The organism is Streptomyces rishiriensis (assembly GCF_003112535.1).
Classification (GTDB): domain Bacteria; phylum Actinomycetota; class Actinomycetes; order Streptomycetales; family Streptomycetaceae; genus Streptomyces; species Streptomyces rishiriensis.
Genome location: NZ_BEWA01000026.1, coordinates 1 through 19,360, shown reverse-complemented (window position 1 = coordinate 19,360; position 19,360 = coordinate 1). Strand labels below are relative to the sequence as shown.

The 19,360-nt window shown below is 72.6% G+C and carries 15 protein-coding genes; 12 read left to right on the top strand and 3 right to left on the bottom strand.

Annotation, left to right across the window (positions count from 1 at the left end; genetic code table 11):
- Positions 1-32 precede the first annotated feature (32 nt).
- On the bottom strand, positions 33-578 hold the full coding sequence (locus tag Sri02f_RS35425) for a cysteine dioxygenase (RefSeq protein WP_109005423.1): 546 nt from the start codon (positions 576-578) through the stop codon (positions 33-35).
- Positions 579-1,309: 731 nt separating this feature from the next.
- Here Sri02f_RS35425 and Sri02f_RS35420 point away from each other — a divergent pair.
- From Sri02f_RS35420 to Sri02f_RS35410, 3 genes are all read left to right on the top strand, one after another.
- Complete coding sequence (locus tag Sri02f_RS35420) at positions 1,310-1,579, top strand: WhiB family transcriptional regulator (RefSeq protein ID WP_069768511.1); 270 nt, start codon at positions 1,310-1,312, stop codon at positions 1,577-1,579.
- 242 nt (positions 1,580-1,821) lie between these two features.
- The gene (locus tag Sri02f_RS35415) at positions 1,822-5,538 is read left to right on the top strand and encodes a glycosyltransferase (RefSeq protein WP_109005422.1); all 3,717 of its coding nucleotides are present in this window, start codon (positions 1,822-1,824) and stop codon (positions 5,536-5,538) included.
- Positions 5,535-7,133: a DUF5719 family protein gene (locus tag Sri02f_RS35410; protein WP_109005421.1), complete on the top strand. Its 1,599-nt coding sequence runs from the start codon at positions 5,535-5,537 to the stop codon at positions 7,131-7,133. The genes Sri02f_RS35415 and Sri02f_RS35410 overlap by 4 nt, the downstream gene beginning before the upstream one ends.
- 51 nt (positions 7,134-7,184) lie before the next feature.
- Here Sri02f_RS35410 and Sri02f_RS35405 read toward each other — a convergent pair whose 3' ends face one another.
- On the bottom strand, positions 7,185-7,565 hold the full coding sequence (locus Sri02f_RS35405) for a metallopeptidase family protein (protein WP_069768508.1): 381 nt from the start codon (positions 7,563-7,565) through the stop codon (positions 7,185-7,187).
- A gap of 362 nt (positions 7,566-7,927) precedes the next feature.
- Between Sri02f_RS35405 and Sri02f_RS35400 the strand changes: the two genes are divergently transcribed.
- From Sri02f_RS35400 to Sri02f_RS35360, 8 genes are all read left to right on the top strand, one after another.
- Positions 7,928-8,350: a DUF3499 domain-containing protein gene (locus tag Sri02f_RS35400; RefSeq protein ID WP_109005420.1), complete on the top strand. Its 423-nt coding sequence runs from the start codon at positions 7,928-7,930 to the stop codon at positions 8,348-8,350.
- A gap of 444 nt (positions 8,351-8,794) precedes the next feature.
- Positions 8,795-10,159: a phosphomannomutase/phosphoglucomutase gene (locus Sri02f_RS35395; RefSeq protein WP_109005419.1), complete on the top strand. Its 1,365-nt coding sequence runs from the start codon at positions 8,795-8,797 to the stop codon at positions 10,157-10,159.
- A gap of 310 nt (positions 10,160-10,469) precedes the next feature.
- Entirely contained in the window at positions 10,470-10,640 is a 171-nt protein-coding gene (locus Sri02f_RS35390) for a Trm112 family protein (RefSeq protein ID WP_109005418.1), read from the top strand.
- Positions 10,641-10,895: 255 nt separating this feature from the next.
- Positions 10,896-12,029 (top strand): SIS domain-containing protein, encoded by a 1,134-nt coding sequence (locus Sri02f_RS35385; RefSeq protein WP_109005417.1) that lies wholly within the window; start codon positions 10,896-10,898, stop codon positions 12,027-12,029.
- Between the two features lie 91 nt (positions 12,030-12,120).
- Positions 12,121-13,272, top strand: coding sequence for a mannose-6-phosphate isomerase, class I (gene manA / locus Sri02f_RS35380; RefSeq protein ID WP_109005416.1), 1,152 nt, complete (start codon positions 12,121-12,123; stop codon positions 13,270-13,272).
- Positions 13,273-13,397: 125 nt separating this feature from the next.
- Complete coding sequence (locus Sri02f_RS35375; protein ID WP_109005415.1) at positions 13,398-14,378, top strand: cation diffusion facilitator family transporter; 981 nt, start codon at positions 13,398-13,400, stop codon at positions 14,376-14,378.
- 324 nt (positions 14,379-14,702) lie between these two features.
- Complete coding sequence (gene ahcY, locus Sri02f_RS35365; RefSeq protein WP_109005414.1) at positions 14,703-16,160, top strand: adenosylhomocysteinase; 1,458 nt, start codon at positions 14,703-14,705, stop codon at positions 16,158-16,160.
- 218 nt (positions 16,161-16,378) lie between these two features.
- A complete protein-coding gene (locus Sri02f_RS35360; protein ID WP_109005413.1) occupies positions 16,379-16,993 on the top strand; it encodes a hypothetical protein in 615 nt (204 codons plus the stop codon).
- A 53-nt stretch (positions 16,994-17,046) separates the two neighbouring features.
- On the opposite strand, the gene Sri02f_RS35355 is transcribed toward Sri02f_RS35360, so the two are convergent.
- On the bottom strand, positions 17,047-18,009 hold the full coding sequence (locus Sri02f_RS35355; RefSeq protein ID WP_109005412.1) for an RDD family protein: 963 nt from the start codon (positions 18,007-18,009) through the stop codon (positions 17,047-17,049).
- A 129-nt stretch (positions 18,010-18,138) separates the two neighbouring features.
- Between Sri02f_RS35355 and Sri02f_RS35350 the strand changes: the two genes are divergently transcribed.
- Positions 18,139-19,146: a stage II sporulation protein M gene (locus tag Sri02f_RS35350; RefSeq protein WP_109005411.1), complete on the top strand. Its 1,008-nt coding sequence runs from the start codon at positions 18,139-18,141 to the stop codon at positions 19,144-19,146.
- The last annotated feature ends 214 nt before the right edge of the window (positions 19,147-19,360 follow it).

Here is a 19,360-nt window from a genome sequence, read left to right as displayed (position 1 = left end):
ACGGCGGCCGGCCACGCACCGACGGCGTCCGGCTATACGCCGACGGCGTCCGCGGGGCCGTACTCGACGGGGGCCGCGCACGCCATCGTGGCCGCGCCGGCCGTGCGCACGTGTGACCGCGGGTGCATCGGCATCTCCGTAAGTCCCGGGAAGTAGACGTGCAGGCTGACCGCCGGCTCCAGCGCGTCGTTGACGACCTCGTGCACGTATCCCGGCGCGAACACCCGCTGCGCCCCGGCTCCGAGCACCCGCTCGCCGCGTTCGGTGCGCTCGGTCAGCTCCCCGTCCAGCACGGTGAGCACGCCGGAGGACCGGCCGTGGTCGTGCGGTCCGCTGCCCTGACCGGGCACCCAGGACAGCAGCCACACCTCGTAGCCGGGGCCGGTGCGCAGCAGGTGGTACCAGCGGGACGTCGCGTCGTAGCGGACCAGGTGTTCCCACCGGGCGCGGTCGGCGGCGACGGAGCGGGCCAGCCCGGCGAACTCGGCCACGGTGGCCGGGTGCTCGCGCGGGGCCTGCAGGAGGTGGGGGACTTCGAGGATGTCGCCGGCGATCTGGAGGTCGCTGTCGCTGTTCATGGATGCGGTGGTTCCTCGGCGGAAGAGGCGGCAGGAGTGGGGGGCGTGCTGGGTGTCGCGGACCGTCCGCCCGGATCACGGGGGGAACAGGGGCGCCCTGGTGTGGGCCGGAGGGAGACAGCAGCCGAGTCGCGGTGGACTCAACGGGTGCAGCCGGAGCGCGTTGGGCTCAACAGCTGGAACGACGACAACAGCTACAGCGGACGAGGGCAGCACCGTGGGACCCGGCGGAGCCGGTCGAGGTGAATGCCAAGTTCGCGAGCATGCCCACAAGGACACCGGTTCACACCCGCACTGTCAACTCGACACCCGGTATGTGGGACACGGTTCACCTCATTCGGTTCATCTGTGAGGTGAAAGGTTTGTGCATGGGGTGACCGGGACACATGGCGCTCATGCCGGGCGCGAGCCTCGTGGCGATCCCGTGATCCGACGGTGATCCGGTTCGCTTCCGCGCGCGTGCCGCAACGGGATCGAACCTCCGGGCGTCTTTCCCCGTACAAGCGCTGTGCGGGGCGGTGTCCCTCCGGGGCTCCACCTGCGTGTCAAGGTTTATGGCGATTTGAACACTTACCGCATGGCCTTGGTTCCGCAGAGTGAATAAGGGGCCCAATAGCAGATCTCGGCTTGACTCGCCCGGAGCAGCACACTTGTAATTTCACTCGTGTCGTTCAGCCGGAATCGGTAACGGCCACGTCACGGGGACGCGAAAGACAGAGCGAGGGGCGCACATGACCGAGCTGGTGCAGCAACTGCTGGTCGACGTCGACGACGCGGACGAGGAACTCGGCTGGCAGGAGCGCGCACTGTGCGCCCAGACCGATCCCGAGTCCTTCTTCCCCGAGAAGGGCGGCTCCACCCGCGAGGCCAAGAAGGTCTGCCTCGCCTGCGAGGTCCGCTCCGAATGCCTGGAGTACGCCCTCTCCAACGACGAGAGATTCGGCATCTGGGGCGGCCTCTCCGAGCGGGAACGCCGCAGGCTGAAGAAGGCGGCGGTCTGAGAGCCGGCCATGCCGCACGGACGCCACGGCCGGCGTCGCGGCGGCATGACGTCCCGATACCGAGGCGCATCGAGGCGCCTTCGGGCACGAGGGTCAGAACGGCCCGTCGCATGTGGGTTGTCCACAGGCGGCGGGCCGTCGTCCTGCCCAGCCGATAGTGTGGGCGCTCGTCCGAGACGCTTCTGCGCCCCCAGGCGGCGCAGGCGTCCACCGCAGTCCAGCGAACCGGGGCCCGTACCTCGATGTCCGTGCACAGCCACACGGCAGCCCACCAAGACGGCGCTGCCACACCTGAGTTCCCGCGTCATGTCGTGACCGCGGTGATCGTCTCCCACGACGGTGCCCGCTGGCTGCCTGACGCGCTCGCCGGGCTGCTCGGCCAGGAGCGTCCCGTCCAGTCCGTCATGGCAGCCGACACCGGCAGCTCGGACGACTCCGCGCGGCTGGTCGCCGAGGCCCTCGGCGACGACCGCGTCCTGCACCTCGCCCGCCGCACCGGCTTCGGCCAGGCCGTCGAGGAGGCCAACCGCACGGCCCCCGTCCTCACCCCCGAGGAACTGCCGTACCTCAAGCGCCCCAGCGGCTGGGACCCCGTCACGCGCACCTGGCGCGACGACGCCTACGACCTGCCGGAACTCCCGCACGGAGAGCCCGTCCAGTGGCTGTGGCTGCTGCACGACGACAGCGCCCCCGAACCGGACGCGCTGGCCGAACTGCTGCGCGTGGTGGAGAACGAACTCGAACTGGGCCGTGACGACGTGGCCGTCGTCGGCCCCAAGCTCCGCGGCTGGTACGACCGCCGCCAGCTCCTCGAGGTCGGCGTCACCATCGCCCACTCCGGCCGCCGCTGGACCGGCCTGGACCGCCGCGAACAGGACCAGGGCCAGCACGACCACGTCCGGTCCGTGCTGTCCGTGTCCACCGCCGGCATGCTGATCCGCCGCGACGTCTTCGAGCAGCTCGGCGGGTTCGACCGCCGCCTGCCCCTCATGCGCGACGACGTCGACCTGTGCTGGCGCGCGCAGGCCGCCGGCCACCGCGTCCTCATCGCCCCCGAAGCCGTCGTACGGCACGCGGAAGCCGCCTCCCGCGAGCGCCGCGCCGTCGACTGCGCGGGCCGCACCACCGCCTCCCCGCACAAGGTCGACAAGGCCGGCGCCGTCTACACCCTCCTCGTCAACAGCCGCACGGCGCTGCTGCCCTGGATCCTGGTCCGCCTGGTCCTCGGCACCCTGCTGCGCACCCTCGCCAACCTCGTCGGCAAGGTCCCCGGACAGGCCCTCGACGAGATCCGCGGCCTGCTGAGCACCCTGCTGCGCCCCGAGCGGATCATCGCCGGGCGGCGCAGGCGCGGGAAGCCTACGGTCGACAAGGACGAACTGCGCGCCCTCTTCCCGCCGCCCGGCGCGACCGTGCGGGCCACCTTCGAACAGGCCGTCGGCGACTACTTCGGCTCCTCCGACCCCGAGGCCGTCTCCGGAGCGGGCCGGCACGGCGGGGCCGTCGAGTCCGGCCCCGGCGGCGACGACGCGGACTTCCTGGAGATCGAGCAGTTCGCGCGCCTCAAGCGCATCGCCCGCAAACCCGGCCCGGTGCTCTTCCTGGCCCTGCTGCTCGTCTCCCTCGTCGCCTGCCGCGGCCTGCTCGGCGGCGGCGCCCTCGCGGGCGGCGCCCTGCTGCCCGCCCCGGCCGACGCCTCCGAGCTGTGGTCGCGCTACGCGAACGCCTGGCACCCGGTCGGCGTGGGCGGCACCCCCGCCGCCCCGCCCTACCTCGCCATCATCGCGACCCTGGCCACCCTGCTGCTCGGCTCGACCGGCCTCGCCCTCACCCTGCTGCTCGTCTGCTCGGTGCCGCTGGCCGGCTTCACCGCCTACTTCGCCTCCCGGCCGCTCGTCGAGTCACGCCTCCTGCGCGCGTGGGCGGCCGTCGTCTACGCCTTCCTGCCCGCCGCGACCGGCGCCCTCGCCGGCGGCCGCGTCGGCACCGCCGTCCTGGCCGTGCTGCTGCCGCTCATCGCCCGCGCGGGCGCCGCCGCGAGCGGTCTGACGCAACGCTCCGGAGCCCGCGGCAGCTGGCGCGCCACCTGGGCCTACACCCTGCTGCTGACGATCACCACCGCGTTCACCCCGATCGTCTGGCCCATCGCGCTCGTCCTCGGCCTCGCGGTCCTGGCCGTGCGCCGCCGCGACCTCACCGCGTACGGCCCGCGCTTCCTGGCCCAGCTGGGCACCCCCCTGCTGATCCTCGCGCCCTGGTCGCTGTCCCTGCTGCCCTTCGGGTTCTTCACCCAGGCCGGCCTCGACTACGGCCCCTCGACGGCCACCGCGCTCGACCTGCTCGGCGCCAGCCCCGGCGGCCCCGGCACCGTCGACGGCCTGATGCTCATCGGCGTCGTCCTCGCCGCGCTGGCCGCCCTGCTGCGCTCCGAACGCCACTTCGGCGTCTGGGCGGCCTGGGCCGTCGCCCTGGTGGGCCTGGTCTTCGCGGTGCTGTCCAACAGCTCCACCTGGGCCGGCCCCGCCACCCTCGTCTACGGAATCGCCCTCCTCGCGGCCGCCGTCATCGGCGCCGACGGAGCACGCACGCGTGTCGCCGAGCAGAGCTTCGGCTGGCGCCAGCCGGTCGCCGCGCTCATCGCCTTCGCCTCCGCCGCGGGCCCGCTGCTCCTCGCCGCCGGCTGGATGATGGGCGGCGCCGACGGCCCGCTGGAGCGCCGCGACCCCGTCCAGGTGCCCGCGTTCGTCGCCGAAGAGGCGGGCGACCGCGACCAGGCCCGCACCCTCGTGCTCGACAGCGACGCCGCCCGCGTCGGCTACATGCTGGTCCGCGGCTCCGGCGCCCGGCTCGGCGACGCCGAACTCGCCGCCGCCGACGGCGAGAACAAGCAGCTCGACAAGGTCGTCGCCAATCTCGTCGCCGGCTCCGGCGCCGACCAGGCCGACCAGCTCGGCAAGTTCGCCGTGGGGTACGTCCTCGTCCACAAGGGCGCGCCCCGCGAGGCCACCCGCGTCCTGGACGCCACGCCCGGTCTGAAGCGGCTGAGCCAGCAGGACGGCAGCGCCCTGTGGCGGGTCGACCAGGAGGTCTCCCGCGCGGCCGTCGTCGCCGACTCCGGCAAGGGCGCGGCGACCCCGGTCGCCGCGGGCCCCGTGGACGTCCACACCACCGTCCCCGACGGCTCCGGCAGTCGTGTGCTGCGGCTGGCCGACGCCGCCGCCGAAGGCTGGACGGCCACCCTGGACGGCAAGGCCCTCACCCCGACGACCGTCGACGGGTGGGCCCAGGGCTTCGAACTCCCCGCCTCCGGCGGCAGGCTGGACGTCACCTACGACGACCCGTTCACCCACACCGCGTGGCTGTGGGCGCAGGGCCTGCTCGCCCTCGTCCTCGTCGTCCTGGCCCTCCCCGGCCGCCGCCGTGACGTCGACGACGACCTCCCCGAGGAGGAGCCGATCCCCGCCCAGGCCGTCGACGGCGAGGGCCGCCGCGCCCGCCGCCTGCGCGCCCAGGCCGAGGCGGAGGCGGAAGCCGAGACCGAGACCGAAGCCGATCCCCAGGAACCCGGCCGGCACGACGAGTTCGCCGTCCCCGCGCAGGGACAGCCTCCCGCCGCGGTCCCGCAGCAGCAGCCCTACGGCGACTGGGACCAGCCGACCTACGCCGGCGCCGAATACGGCGGCTACCCGGGCGGGCAGTACCAGGGCGAGCAGTACCAGGGCGGCCAGCAGTACCAGCAGGGCGGCTACGACCAGCAGGCCTACGATCCCTACCAGGCCGGCCAGTACGACCCGTACGCCTACGACGGCCAGGCGCAGCAGGCGTCGTACGACCAGAACTACCAGCAGCAGGGCTACGACCCGTCGGGCTACGGCCAAGGCGGGTACGACCCCGCCTACGACCCGGAGCGGCGCCCGCGCGGCGCCGACGACGAGCGTCCCGACGGGAGCCAGCAGTGAACCGCACCACCCTGTCCCTGATCGCCGGCACGGCCGCGCTGGCCGCCGTCACCGGGTTCGCCACGCTCAACCAGCCGGACGCCTCCGGAGCGGACTCCGGCCAGGCGGCCGCCGAACTGCCCGTGGAGCGCACGAGCCTGCTCTGCCCCTCGCCCAGCACCTCCGACCTCGCCGAGACGTCGTACACGTCCTTCACTCCCGTCACCAAGGGCACAGGCGCCGACGGAAAGGCCGAACTCACCCCCGCCGTCGAGGAGTCGGCGGACCCGGCGAGCGGCGCCGCGAGCGGGAAGACGAACGGCAAGGCGGACGGCAAGACGACAGGCAAGGCGACAGGCAAGACGGACGGCAAGGCGGACGGCAAGACGAGCGGGAAGACGGACGGCAAGAAGAAGGCGGCCGCGAAGCCCGCCCTCACCCCCAAGGCGCCCGGCGCACCGGCCGTCGGCGCCACCACGGGCGGTGCCGCGCCCGCGCTCCTGGGCACCGCCGAGGGCAGGTTCGCGCCCGGCTGGACCGTCCAGGAGACCACCGAGGTCCCCGCGGGCAGCGGCCGCGGCCTCCAGGGCCTCGCCTGCTCCGCGCCCGACACGGAGTTCTGGTTCCCGGGCGTCAGCACGGCCGCCGACCGCACCGACTACGTCCACCTCACCAACCCGGACGACTCGGCCGCCGTCGTCGACATCGCGCTCTACGGCAAGGACGGCGCCCTCGCGACCACGGTGGGGGAGGGCCTCACCGTTCCCGCGCACTCCAGCGAGCCGATCCTGCTGTCCACGCTCACCGGTGAGAAGCAGGAAGACCTCACCGTCCACGTCAACGTGCGCAGCGGCCGCCTCGGGGCCGCCGTACAGGCCCTGGACGAAAAGCTCGGCGGCGACTGGCTGGCCCCCGCCACCGACCCGGCCCCCATCCAGGTCGTCCCGGGCATCCCCAAGGACGCCACGGCCGTCCGCCTCGTCGCCTACGCCCCGGGTGACGCGGACGCGGACCTCAAAGTCCAACTCGCGTCCCCCTCAGGTCTGATCACCCCCGCCGGGCACGAGACGCTGCACGTCAAGGCGGGCAGGACGATCTCGGTCGACCTGGGCGACGTCACGCGCGGGGAGGCCGGATCCCTGATCCTGACCCCCACGGACCAGTCGGTCCCGGTCGTCGCCGCCGTACGGGTCCTGCGCGGCAAGGGCGCCGACCAGGAGTCCGCGTTCATCCCCGCCACCGCGCCGGTCGGCACGCGCGCGTCCGCCGCCGGCAACAGCGCCAAGGGCGCCACCCTCTCCCTGACCGCCCCCAAGGGCACCGCCCAGGTCAAGGTCACCGCTTCCGCGGGCAGCGGCGGCGGCACGGCCGTCTCCAAGACGTACACGGTCCGGGCCGGCACCACCCAGGACGTCGAACTCCCCGTCCCCACCGGCCTGAAGGGCAGCTACGCCCTGACCGTGGAAACCCTCACGGCCACCCCCGTCTACGCCTCCCGCACCCTGACGTCCACCCAGGAGGGCGTCCCGGGCTTCACCGTCCAGACCCTGCCGGACGACCGCGGGACCGTGTCCGTGCCGCAGGCCGACGAAGACGTCGCGGTGCTCCAGAAGTAACCCGGAAGAGTCGTCGAGGTCACCCGGACGGGGGGCGTGCGGGGGCTGTGATCAGTCCTCGCCGTAGCGCGGATCCACCGTCTCCGGAGTCAGCCCCAGCAACTCCGCGACCTGCTCCACGACCACCTCGTGCACCAGCGCGGCGCGCTCGTCGCGCCCCTTGGTGCGGATCTCCACCGGCCGCCGGTAGACGACGACCCGGGCCCGCCGGCCCTCGCGCGCGGCGATCGTCCCGCCCAGCGGGACCGCCTCGTCGTTCCAGGGCTCCGGGGCCGCGTCCAGCCGCGGCACCTCCAGCACCATGAAGTCGATGTCGGCGAGCTGCGGCCACCGCCGCTCCAGGCGCTCGACGGAGTCCTGCACGAGGTCCGCGAACACGTCGGCGCGGCTGGCCGCCAACGGCACCTGCGGCGGCGCGATCGGCCCCCGCATGCCCCGGCCGTGGCGATCACGACGACGGGGGCCTGGGCCTGCGGCGGGGGGCGGTACGGGGCTGTCCATCACTACTGAAGCGTAATCCCCGCCGCTCCCCGCCGCCGGGCCTCACACACCTTCCCGGCCTGCCCGGGCCGCTGATCATCCATGTCGCAGGACGACCGTTCCAGCCAAGGTTGGGCTCGATTCCGTATCTCTCCGAGACCGGCGAACTCATGGCAATTGATGTCGTTTGTGCCGAGTGATGACCGTGCTCCTAGGGCCACTTCCTCCCAAGGGCTGGTGTTCGCGCAGGTCAGCGGGGTATGACTGGTGTGGCCCGTGGGGCGTTTCACAACACGACACGGTGGAGTGACCTGGTGGAGAGTCGTCGCGGCCCGCTCAAGAGTGCGGTACCGTCCAACGTCGTGAGCCCTGTACGTCGCTGTTCGCGCACCGCCTGCGGCCGACCCGCCGTCGCGACGCTGACGTACGTCTACGCCGACTCGACCGCGGTCCTCGGCCCGCTCGCCACCTACGCCGAACCCCACTGCTACGACCTGTGCGCCGAGCACTCCGAACGCCTCACCGCCCCGCGCGGCTGGGAAGTCGTCCGGCTCCTCGACGGGTCGGCGCCCGCCCGCCCCAGCGGTGACGATCTGGAAGCGCTTGCCAACGCCGTCCGTGAGGCGGCCCGTCCGCAGGAACGCGCGGCCGGAGCCGGCGGCGCCGGACGCAGGGCGGACCCGATGGAGGTCGCCCGGCGCGGCCACCTGCGGGTACTGCGCTCACCGGACAACTGAGCCGGTTCCCGCCTCCCCGCCTCCACGGCTGACGCGCGCTCGTCGGCGCACCGCTCGTCGGGCCCCGACGCTGCGGCCTCGCCTCGGACCCGCCGCCCGCCCCGCGAACGGGAAATCGCTTTCTGCTCAATTCCTGGCGCAGACCGGCGAGTTCCGTTCCCGCCTCGCGAACCGGCCGCCGCCCACGCCCGGTTCGCCGCCCTCCCCGCCCGCCTCCCCGCCCTCACGGGCGCAACGCGACGCCCTCGGTGTCGCCTTGACGGGAGCTCGCGGCCCGGCTGCCCGCCCGCACGCGCGCGGGCACAACGGGCCCGTTCTGCGCCCCCGTGGTCGCCCGGCCCGCCCACGGGATCGCGTCCGCCCGGCTCCCCGGCGGCCCGACAGCGGACGGCGAACCGGTCCGGGTAGTTTGTGGTGACCTACAGGACTTCAGGAAGGTTGGCCGTGGCTGCTGATCTGTCACAGATCGTGAAGGCGTACGACGTGCGCGGAGTGGTCCCGGACCAGTGGGACGAGTCGCTCGCCGAACTCTTCGGCGCGGCCTTCGCCCAGGTGACCGGCGCCGAGGCGATCGTCGTGGGTCACGACATGCGCCCCTCCTCACCGGGCCTCAGCGGCGCCTTCGCACGCGGCGCGGCGGCACTCGGCGTGCACGTCACCCGGATCGGCCTGTGCTCCACGGACCAGCTGTACTACGCGTCGGGCGCGCTGAACCTGCCCGGAGCGATGTTCACCGCCTCGCACAACCCCGCCCGCTACAACGGCATCAAGCTGTGCCGGGCGGGCGCGGCCCCGGTCGGCCAGGACACCGGCCTGACCCAGATCCGTGAACTGGTCGAGAAGTGGACGCGGACGGGCGCACCCGAAGCCGCATCCGAGCCGGGAACGGTCTCCGACGCCGACACGTTGAAGGACTACGCGGCACACCTGCGCGCACTCGTCGACCTGACCTCCATCCGCCCCCTGAAGGTCGTCGTCGACGCGGGCAACGGCATGGGCGGCCACACCGTCCCCACGGTCCTCGAAGGCCTCCCCCTGTCCGTCGTCCCCCTGTACTTCGAACTGGACGGCACCTTCCCCAACCACGAGGCCAACCCGCTGGACCCGGCGAACCTCGTCGACCTCCAGAAGCGGGTCCGCGAAGAGGGCGCCGACCTGGGTCTCGCCTTCGACGGCGACGCCGACCGCTGCTTCGTCGTCGACGAGCGGGGCGAGCCGGTCTCCCCGTCCGCGATCACGGCCCTGGTGGCCGTCCGGGAACTCGCGCGCAACGGCGGCCGAGGCACGGTCATCCACAACCTGATCACCTCCCGGACCGTCCCCGAGGTCGTCGGCGAGCACGGCGGGACACCCGTCCGCACGCGCGTGGGCCACTCCTTCATCAAGGCCGAGATGGCCCGCTCCGGCGCGATCTTCGGCGGCGAGCACTCCGCGCACTACTACTTCAAGGACTTCTGGAACGCCGACACCGGCATGCTCGCCGCCCTCCACGTCCTGGCGGCCCTCGGCGGGCAGGACGGCCCCCTGTCCCGCCTCGTCGCCGAGTACGACCGCTACAGCGGCTCCGGCGAGATCAACTCCACCGTCGCCGACCAGGCCGACCGCATCGCCGCGATCAAGGCGGCGTACGGCGACCGCGACGACGTCACCCTGGACGAACTCGACGGCCTGACCGTCTCGTCCGCCGACTGGTGGTTCAACGTCCGCCCCTCCAACACCGAACCCCTCCTGCGCCTCAACGCGGAAGCCCGGGACGAACCGACGATGACCAGGATCCGGGACGAGGCCCTGGCGATCATCAGAGCCTGAGCGCCCCGAGCGGCCGCCTCCGAGCGCCCCGAGGCCTCAGCCCGACGGCCCCGTCCGTGCACCCCGCGAGCCACGCGAGCAGCACGGGAGACCGGCGCCGAGCCCGGACGAGCGGCGGGGACGACCCCCACGACGGTCACCCGGGCGCGGCGCCCGCCGACCGCCTTCCCGCCCGCTCTCACCGCATCCCGCCCAACCCCCACGCCCCACCCTCACCGGCGGTACCCTGACCAGGCACTACCGCACACCTCATCGCACCACCCCGCACCACACCCCGGACGCACACCGGCCCACTCCGAAGGGACACCCCATGCCGCTCGAAGCCGGCCTCCTGGAGATCCTCGCCTGCCCCGCCTGCCACGCCCCCCTCAAGGAGCAGGACTCGGAGCTGATCTGCACGGGCCAGGACTGCGGCCTGGCGTACCCCGTGCGCGACGGCATCCCCGTCCTCCTCGTCGACGAGGCCCGCCGCCCCGCGTAACTCCGCGCCGCGAGCTCCACCCGCGGCCGCCCGCCCACCCCCGGCACCGGGCCTGGCGCCCCGCCCCACCGGCGGGCCCCCGCCCGACGCCCAGCCCCACCCCACGCACCGACCCCACCCCGGGCGATCACGCACCGCGGGGAGCAGCGGGAACGGCCCCCACAGGCCACGCCGGACCCGCCTCCTCCCCGCGCGCACCCCACCCCCCCGGCCCCGCACACCGACGACGCCTCCGGGCGATCGGAGACTGCCGCCATGCTCGACGACTCGCTGCTCGACACGCCGGAGGCCCTCGCCGAGGCCGACCACCGAGCACTCCTGCGCGGCGCGGCCGAGGCCGGCGCCCGCGTCCGCACCGCCGCCCGGCACGCGACCGAGGCCGGCGTCCGCGACCTCGAACCGGACGGCCGCCCCCGCGCCATCCTCATCGCAGGCCCCGGCGCCGCCGCCGTCTGCGTCGCCGACCTCCTCGGCACCCTCGCCGGCGCCGCCTGCCCCGTCGTCCACCTGTCACCCACCGGCGTCGCCCCCGCCGCGGGCGCCCTGCGCTGGGAACTCCCGGGCTGGGCCGGGTCGGTCGACCTCCTCCTGATCGCCACCCCCGACGGCGGCGAACCCGGCCTCGCCCTCCTCACCGAGCAGGCCTACCGCCGCGGCTGCACCGTCGTCGCCGTCGCCCCCGCGAGCACCCCCGTCGCCGAAGCGGCCACCACGGGCCACAGCCTGTTCGTCCCCCTGGCGACCGCACCGTACGAGCGGGACGAACAGCCCCCCGTCGCCGCCTCCGCCCCCGGCGTCCTGTGGGCCCTCCTGACCCCCCTGCTCGCCCTCCTGGACCGCATCGCCCTGCTCTCCGCCCCGCCCGAGGCGCTCGAGGCGGTCGCCGACCGGCTCGACCAGGTCGCCGAACGCTGCGGCCCCGCCGTCGCGACCTACAGCAACCCGGCGAAGACCCTGGCCGGCGAACTCGCCGACGCCCTCCCCGTGATCTGGACCGAAGGCGTCTCCGCCGGGCCCGCCGGCCGCCGCTTCGCCGCCGCCCTCGCCGAACTCGCCGGCCGCCCCGCCCTCGTCGCCGAGCTCCCCGAGGCCCTCGCCGAACACAGCGCCCTCCTCGCCGGCCCCCTCGCCGCCAGCGCCGACCCGGACGACTTCTTCCGCGACCGCGTCGAGGAAGCCCCCGCCCTGCACGCGCGCGTGGTGCTGCTGCGCGACCGCCCCATCGGAGGCCTCACCGCCGCCCCCGCCGCCCGCGACCTGGCCCTCGGCCACGACACTCCGATCAGCGAACTCGAACCCGAGGAGGGCGACGCACTCGTCACCCTCGCCGAGCTGATCGCCACCACCGACTTCGCCGCCGTCTACCTGGCGCTCGCCTCAGGATCCTGATCCCCCTCGACCGTCCGCCGACCCCGGCCGGACGCCCGACGACCGACCCCCGGGACAGGCAGCGACACCCAGGGCAGGCAGAGAGAACCGCATGGACCGCCTCGACAACACCGTCCGCCCCTACGCCTGGGGATCCCCCACCGCGATCCCGCACCTGCTCGGCACCCGGCCGACCGGCGAACCGCAGGCAGAGATGTGGATGGGCGCCCACCCGGGCGCACCCTCACGCACCGGCCGGGGCACCCTCGCCGAGGTGATCGCCGCCGACCCGGCACGCGAACTCGGCGAACGCACCGTCGCCGCGTTCGGCCCCCGCCTGCCCTTCCTCCTCAAACTCCTCGCCGCCGGCGCCCCCCTCTCCCTCCAGGTCCACCCCGACCTCACACAGGCCGAGCAGGGCTTCGCGGACGAAGAGCGCCGCGGCATCCCCATCGACGCCCCGCACCGCAACTACAAGGACGCCAACCACAAGCCCGAACTCATCTGCGCCCTCACCGAGTTCGACGGCCTCTGCGGCTTCCGTCCCCCCGCACAGGCCGCGGACCTCCTCGACGCCCTCGGCGTCGACTCCCTCAAGCCCTACGTCGACCTCCTGCACGCCCACCCCGAGGACGCCGCCCTGCGCGAGGTCCTCACGGCGATCCTCACCGCCGACCCCGAGGAGACGGCCCGCACCGTCGCCGAAGCGGCCGCCGCCTGCGACCGCCTCGGCGGCGACCACGCCCCCTACGCCGGCATCGCCCACCACTACCCCGGCGACCCCGGCGTCATCGCCGCCATGCTGCTCAACCACGTCCGGCTCCAGCCCGGCGAAGCCCTGTTCCTCGGCGCCGGCATCCCGCACGCCTACCTCAGCGGCCTCGGCGTCGAGATCATGGCCAACTCCGACAACGTGCTGCGCTGCGGCCTCACCCCCAAACACGTCGACGTCCCCGAACTGCTGCGCATCGTCCGCTTCGAACCCGGCGACCCCGGCGTCCTGCGCCCCGAGGCCACCCCCGACGGCGAGGAGGTCTACGAGACCCCCATCGACGAGTTCCGCCTCTCGCGCCACGTCCTGGCGGAGGGCGGCGCCGCCCACGACCTCACCCGCGACACCCCGCAGATCCTGCTCTGCACAGCGGGCCTCGTGCGGGCGGGCGAACACGAACTCACCCCCGGTCAGTCCGTGTTCGTGCCCGCCGCGGACAAGGCCTCGGCGTCCGGCGCCGGCACCCTCTTCCGCGCCACGGTGATTGTCTGACCGGGCTTGTGGATACCTGAACAGCCGACGCCGGAACGGGCTGCAAGAATGACCCACCGGCAAAGGACGGGCAAAGGCCTGAACGGCTAACCGCATGGACGAAGGCGAAGGGACAACGCGAAAACATGAGCGCGTCAGGCGGCAGTAGGGCGATCGTGGCGGCACTCGGCGCCAACCTCGCGATCGCGGCATCGAAGTTCGTGGCGTTCGCCTTCAGCGGCTCGTCGTCCATGCTCGCCGAAGGCGTGCACTCCCTCGCCGACTCCGGAAACCAGGCCCTGCTCCTCATCGGCGGCAAGAAGGCCCAGCGCGAGGCGACCCCCCAACACCCCTTCGGCTACGGCCGCGAGCGCTACATCTACGCCTTCCTCGTCTCCATCGTCCTCTTCTCGGTCGGCGGCATGTTCGCCATCTACGAGGGCTACGAGAAGATCAAGCACCCGCACCAGATCGAGCACTGGTACTGGCCGGTCGGCGTGCTCGTCTTCGCGATCCTCGCCGAGGGCTTCTCCTTCCGCACGGCCATCAGGGAATCCAACGAACTGCGCGGCACGCTCTCCTGGTCGCAGTTCATCCGCCGCGCCAAGGCCCCCGAACTGCCCGTCGTCCTCCTGGAGGACTTCGGCGCGCTGATCGGCCTCGTCCTCGCCCTCGGCGGCGTCGGCCTGGCCCTCCTGACCGGCGACGGCGTCTGGGACGGCGTCGGCACCGTCTGCATCGGCGTCCTCCTCGTCCTGATCGCCCTCGTCCTCGCCGGCGAGACCAAGTCCCTCCTCCTCGGCGAGTCCGCCGGCCTGGAAGACGTCCAGAAGATCGAGGCCGCCGTGGTCGACGGACACACCGTCACCGGCATCATCCACATGCGCACCCTTCACCTCGGCCCCGAGGAACTCCTGGTCGCCGCCAAGATCGCCGTCCAGCACGACGACACCGCCGCCCAGGTCGCCACCGCCATCAACGCCGCCGAGGCCCGCATCCGCGCCGCCGTCCCCATCGCCCGCGTGATCTACCTGGAACCGGACATCTACAGCGAGGCCGAGGCCGCCAAGGGCCCCGACCGCGAGGCCACCCCGGGCGGCCCCGCCCAGCACCCCACCGAGCACTGAGCCCGGCCTTCGCACCATCCGTCAGGGCCCGCCGAACACCACCGGCGGGCCCTGACGCCGTTCCCCGCCGCCCGCGAACGGCTCGATCCGACCGGAAGCGGACTGGGGCGGCACGCCCCGGCGGTGTAGCTTGGAACGGAGCCAGACGTCGCTGCTGATGGCGGTCGGGCGGTCCGAGCGGACCGTCCGAGGGAGAGAGGGCCTCCGACGGACTGCGCTGCGCGTACGCGGGCATGCCTGTGTCCTCCTTGGGGCACCCCTGTGTCCGCCGACGCGCAGACCAGCCGAATTCCATCCTCTCGACCACCCGAGGAGCAGCACTCCATGACGACTGTCGACAGCCGACAGGACTTCAAGGTCGCCGATCTCTCCCTGGCCGCTTTCGGCCGCAAGGAGATCACTCTCGCCGAGCACGAGATGCCGGGCCTGATGGCGATCCGCAGGGAGTACGCCGAGGCGCAGCCCCTGGCCGGCGCCCGCGTCACCGGTTCCCTCCACATGACCGTGCAGACCGCTGTCCTCATCGAGACGCTGGTCGCGCTGGGCGCCCGCGTCCGCTGGGCGTCCTGCAACATCTTCTCCACCCAGGACCACGCGGCGGCCGCGATCGCCGTGGGCCCCGAGGGGACCGTGGACGACCCGCAGGGCGTGCCCGTGTTCGCCTGGAAGGGCGAGACGCTGGAGGAGTACTGGTGGTGCACGGAGCAGGCGCTGTCCTGGCCCGACAGCCCCACCGGCGGCCCGAACATGATCCTCGACGACGGCGGTGACGCCACCCTCCTCGTCCACAAGGGCGTCGAGTACGAGAAGGACGGCAAGGTCCCCTCGGTCGACACCGCGGAGAACGACGAGCACCGGGTCGTCCTCGAACTCCTGAACCGCACCATCTCCGAGGGTTCCCAGAAGTGGACCCAGCTCGCCTCGGAGATCCGTGGCGTGACGGAGGAGACCACGACGGGCGTGCACCGCCTGTACGAGATGCAGCGCGACGGCGTCCTCCTGTTCCCGGCGATCAACGTGAACGACGCGGTGACGAAGTCGAAGTTCGACAACAAGTACGGCTGCCGCCACTCGCTGATCGACGGCATCAACCGGGCCACGGACGTCCTCATCGGCGGCAAGACGGCCGTGGTCTGCGGTTACGGCGACGTCGGCAAGGGCTGTGCGGAGTCGCTGCGCGGCCAGGGCGCCCGGGTGATCGTCACGGAGATCGACCCGATCTGCGCGTTGCAGGCCGCGATGGACGGTTACCAGGTGACGACCCTGGACGAGGTCGTCGACAAGGGTGACATCTTCATCACCACGACCGGCAACAAGGACATCATCATGGCCTCGGACATGGCCAAGATGAAGCACCAGGCCATCGTCGGGAACATCGGCCACTTCGACAACGAGATCGACATGGCGGGTCTCGCGAACATCGCCGGCATCGTCAAGGACGAGGTCAAGCCGCAGGTCCACACGTGGACCTTCCCCGACGGCAAGGTGATCATCGTGCTGTCCGAGGGCCGTCTGCTGAACCTCGGCAACGCCACCGGTCACCCGTCGTTCGTGATGTCGAACTCCTTCGCGGACCAGACCCTGGCCCAGATCGAGCTCTTCACCAAGCCCGACGAGTACCCCACGGGCGTCTACACGCTGCCCAAGCACCTGGACGAGAAGGTCGCCCGCCTCCACCTCGACGCCCTCGGCGTCAAGCTGACCACCCTGCGCCCGGAGCAGGCGGCGTACATCGGAGTCGAGGTCGACGGCCCCTACAAGTCGGACCACTACCGCTACTGAGTCCGCAGCCCACCCGCTGAAGAACGCGTCCGTGCACTGACGCGTTCTTCAGCACCGGGCAGACCCTCACAGGTCCTCCGAGGCAGGCCCCCGCACCCCCGTGACGGGGGCCTGCCCCTTCGGCCCACGGCCAGAACCGGCCATCAGCCCGCCCGAGGCCGCCCGCCGAGACGACGGGACGAACCCGACCAGCCGGCCCGTCACACCCCAGGACCCCGATGCCCCGCGGCCGCTATGCGCTCCACGACCCGCACGATCACACCCCCCTCGCACACGAGCACTTCCACTGCGCCCCCGGCCCCTCCGGCTGGCGCTACGTCTCCCAGCTGACCACCCCCGCCGGCGATCACACCGGTTCCGTCGACCTGACCCTCGACGACCTCGGCCGCCCCCTGCGCCTCGAACTCCACGCGAGCAGCTGGCAGGTACGCGGCGCAGCCCTGGACGGCGTCACCTGGGTCCGCACCGACCCCACCGGCGTCGATGCCACGGAAGGCAACGTCCCCGCCCACGCCTTCACCGGCACATCCCCCGCATTCCTCGTCGCGACCACCCGGCTCCTGCGCCTCACCCCCTCCTCCTCGGCGACGCGCGTACGCCTCGTCGCCTTCACCGATCCGGTCCTCGCCCCGCGCACCGTGGACCAGTCCTGGGCCTTGCTGAGAAGCGAAGCACACGCCACTGACAACGGCCCCCTGACCGTGGACGAATACCAGGTCACAGCCCTGGACACCGGTGAACAGCACACCGTGCACATCGCCGGGGACGTCGTCCTCGCGGCCCCCGGCGTCGAGCTGGAAGACCTGGAGACACCCCCCTCCACGTTCGCCTGACACCGCCTCCGGACAGACAGGCCTCCGGACAGACGGGCCTACTGCAGGCAGGCCTACGCGGGCGGCACGAACCCGGTGCCGGCCCCCTCAGGCCGATCGCCGGCCTCCCGCACCGGCGCAGCCTCGTACGGCGCGGGCGACGCGGAGACCCCCGACGGTCCGTACGACGACATCGGGGAGCCAGTCGGGGAGGGCGCCGGTGACCCGTACGGCCTCGGCGGTTCATGGGCCGCCGACAGCCGGTACGGGTCCGGCGCACTGTAGGAGCCGCCCGCGAAAGCCCGCCTCGCCTCCCGGACCTGCCGCTCCTGCATTACCGCCGCCAGGAAAGCGGCCGGCGGCACCCCCTGCGGGACCGGAACCCCCGTACGCGCCGCGAGATCACCCGCCAACCGCTCCGCCATCGCCCCGCCGACCTGCGGATCCAGCTGATGCATCCGCCCCAGGTACTGGCGCACCGCCAGCCACAGCCCGTCCGGCACCGCGGACAGATCGAGCCCCTGGAAACGCCCCGCCAGCCAAGGCGGAGGCGGTGGCACGAAACCGGACCGCGCCGCCGGAATCCGCTCGCGCACCACCAACGTCCCGGCGAAGACATCGCCGAGCCGTCGCCCCCGCGCCGACACGAGCGAGGCGATACAGGCCACCACTCCGAACGTCAGCAGAATCTCCACCACACCGATCGCACCCCGCACCAGCGCGTGCCGGAACCGGATCGGCCCGCCGTCGTCCCGCACGACCCGCAGCCCGCACGCCATCTTCCCGAGCGAGCGACCGTGGCTGAGCGTCTCCACCGCGATCGGTCCACCCACCGGCACCAGGAGGAACGTGGCGATCGAGAGCGCGATCTGCGCCGCGTCGTCCAAGGAAGCCGTCGCAGCCAACAGCGCGACACTCACGACGAGGTAGGCCACGAAAGCCACGCCCAGGTCCAGCAAGATGGCCAACGCCCGGCTGGGCAGCCTGGCAGGCCGCAGCTCCAGCGCCACCGCCTCACCCGTCACCAGCTCACTCACACCCGTCGCCCCTTCCCTGGCCTGCCCCGTGAACGGCCAGTCTGCCAAGCTGAAGGCACATCGCGCCGCAGTAGGACAAGCTGACATCACCACCGGCCGCTGAAGAACAGCCGAGGAGCAGGCACACCGATGGACCTCGACGTCTTCGTCTCCGCCCACCGAGCGGAATGGGAACGCCTCGACGCTCTCCTGCGCCGCCAGCGCCGTCTCACCGGCGCAGAGACCGACGAACTCGTCACCCTCTATCAGCGCACCGCCACCCACCTCTCCCTCATCCAGTCCAGCGCCCCCGACCCCCAGCTCACCGGCCGGCTCACCCAGCTCGTGGCCCGCGCGCGCAGCGCGGTGACAGGCACCCGCCGCGCCTCCTGGCGTGACGTGACGCGCTTCCTGACGCAGAGCTTCCCGGCCGCCGTCTATCGCTCACGCCACTGGTGGGTACCGACCGCGCTGCTCTCCACCGCTGTCGCCGTCCTCCTCGGGTGGTGGATCGGAACGCACCCGGAGGTCCAGTCCTCCATAGCGGCCCCCGACGAGCTCCGTGGGCTCACCCGGCCCGGCGGTCTCTACGAGACGTACTACTCGAGCCACCAGGCAGCGGCCTTCGCCGCCCAGGTCTGGACGAACAACGCCCAAGCCGCCGCGATGTGTCTCGTCCTGGGCGTCTTCCTGGGCCTGCCGGTCCTCTGGATCCTCTTCCAGAACATGCTCAACCTCGGAGTCGGCGCCGGCCTCATGTCCTCCGCGGGACGACTCGACACCTTCCTCGGACTCGTCCTGCCGCACGGCCTGCTCGAGCTGACCGCGGTCTTCGTCGCGGCCGGCACCGGACTGCGCCTGGGCTGGACCGTGATCGACCCCGGCCCGCGTACCCGCCGCACCGCGCTGGCCGAAGAGGGCCGGGCCGCCGTCGGCATGGCGATCGGACTCGCCCTGGTCCTCTTCGTGTCCGGAGCCATCGAAGGTTTCGTCACCCCGTCCGGCCTGCCCACCTGGGCCCGGGTCACCATCGGCATCACCGCCGAACTGACCTTCCTGGCCTACGTCTACGTCCTCGGCGGCAGGGCCGCCCGCGCGGGCGACACAGGCGACGTCGACGAGGCGGAACGCAGCGCCACGGTGCCGACCGCCGCCTGATGTGCGACCGGCCCCGGTGAACTGCTAGTCTCCTCTTCGCCCCACAAAAGCCGTTGACACGGAGCGCGTGGGGAGGTAGATTCGAACAGTTGCCTGGAACTGGACAGTGTCCGGTCGGCAGCGGTTAGTATCTAGTCGGCCTCTCGAATCGCAGATTCCATCGAGGCCCTCCCGATAAGTCGGAAAACAACGGCCGGTCAAAACGGCCTGAGAC